The sequence below is a fragment of the Pseudomonas sp. WS 5011 genome, assembly GCF_012985775.1.
Taxonomy (GTDB): Bacteria; Pseudomonadota; Gammaproteobacteria; order Pseudomonadales; family Pseudomonadaceae; genus Aquipseudomonas; species Aquipseudomonas peli.
On sequence record NZ_JAAQXA010000064.1, the window covers coordinates 1 to 1739 of the forward strand.

The following is a 1739-nucleotide window of genomic DNA, read 5'->3' on the forward strand; positions in this document are numbered from 1 at the left end:
GCGGGCCAGGCGGCTAGCGAAGTATTCATGACTGGGGATAGCTCCCGAAACGGCCTGGTGATGGACTGCAAAAAAGCCTGAAATCATGGAAGTCCGGGGTAAATTGGGGGTGTTACAGCACCCCCACGCCGTTTCGGCGAATCCAGCAGAACCAAAAAGCATGGCTTCGCCACTCACCGCTGCGCGCTGATCGCAAATGTGCGGGTGTACCGCACGCGTCAGAACGATTTCCACGGAGAGCGAAAAGCGGGTAATCAGTGAGGGGGTCGGCCAGGGCGTGGCGCTGGTCAGAACCAAGGCGAATTAGAGTAACGCGCAATGCGTTACCGAATATCCGACGAGCGGTCGATTATTGGTAACGTTACCGATAGCTTATTATTGGTAACGTTACTATAATTACACCAAGCCAAACGAAACGGAGATTCACCATGAAATTCCCATTCCAGCTCCTCCTCCTCGAACTAACAGACCTGAGAACAGGATTGATCTATTCAGATCCACGCCAGCAGGAAGTCTATTGCCGTGGCCTTATTGGTGGTTTCTCGATGGGTGCCGGAATTTATTACTACGAACAAAAACGCCTCTTAGAGCTTTTGGAGAATTGCTACCAAAACAGAGGAAGGCCGTTCCCCTGCCCTGAAAATGCTGGACCGCAAATTCCAAGATGGATGGTCTCAAAATGAAAGATCAAGACGATAAGCAAAAACTAGAGATTGACCTGGAACAGCCAAAGCGCGGGCGTGGCCGTCCAGCGACTGGGGCAGCACTAACACCAGCGCAGAAGCAGAAAGCCTACCGCGAACGCCTAAAAAGTAACGTTACCGAAAAGGAATCGAAGGCAGAAGAAGTTGAAAAGCTGCGTGAAATGGCAAGGGCTGAATTTAAGCGGGCGGAAGGCCTGCAGGCGCAAGTCATAGATATGGGGCTAAAAATTGCCCAGCTTGAAAACAAAGTAACAGAACTAGAAATTGCCCAGCTTGAGCACGAAGTAAGACAAGAGAAAAGTAACGTTACCGAAAAAGAGTATGAGCAGATGTTGAAAATGCTCGACGAGGCGAACAAAGAGAAAAAATACTGGATAGACAGGGCGCTAAAAAAAGGCGCAGAAAGCACAAAGCCACGCTTCGAACTGCAACACAAAAGCCACAACGGACGCTGGGTAAAGGGTGCATATCAAGAAGAGATGCACGACCAGCTAATGACAAAAGAAGCAGCAGAAGAGCTGAGAGCTAGGATGCAAAAGGCCACAGATGATGACCCAAAAGGCACACTGACATGGAGAATAAAGGAATTAAAGTAACGCGCTAAATATCGAGAACAGCCCTACAAGCACGCTGCAGGGCTTCAACACGGGAATCCATAGCGGCGCCCTCCTCATCCAGCTGCGCAACGCGGCGACGGAGCTGCCGAAGCTCACCAACAAGTCGAGGGTAATCCTCAAGCAGATGCTGTACAGCCTCGGAATCACTCCGACCGGCTGCATACAGTCGTGCCTGTTCGATGGCGTGGGGTTGAATAATTACGGTAACGGGCTGTCGCATAATGAACGTTACATTAAATCGGCCCTGGAGCTTACAGCATTGTCCAGAACCGAATTAACGTAACGTTACGAATTATGCGAAGCCTATGAATATTTCCCCAGGGGAATCAATGGCTTACAGCAGCGTGCGCGCCGTGCGACTGCTGTCCTCGATAACAGTCACGGAGGAACCGGCAGATGGTCCAGTTCCTTGGGCACC

The 1739-nt window shown here is 50.8% G+C and carries 2 protein-coding genes; both read left to right on the forward strand.

The genetic code is table 11. The features are described from left to right. Positions 1 to 428: 428 nt before the first annotated feature. The gene (locus HBN63_RS21490; protein ID WP_170050833.1) at positions 429 to 683 is read left to right on the forward strand and encodes a hypothetical protein; all 255 of its coding nucleotides are present in this window, start codon (positions 429 to 431) and stop codon (positions 681 to 683) included. Next, complete coding sequence (locus tag HBN63_RS21495) at positions 680 to 1300, forward strand: hypothetical protein (RefSeq protein ID WP_170050834.1); 621 nt, start codon at positions 680 to 682, stop codon at positions 1298 to 1300. The genes HBN63_RS21490 and HBN63_RS21495 overlap by 4 nt, the downstream gene beginning before the upstream one ends. Positions 1301 to 1739: the final 439 nt, after the last annotated feature.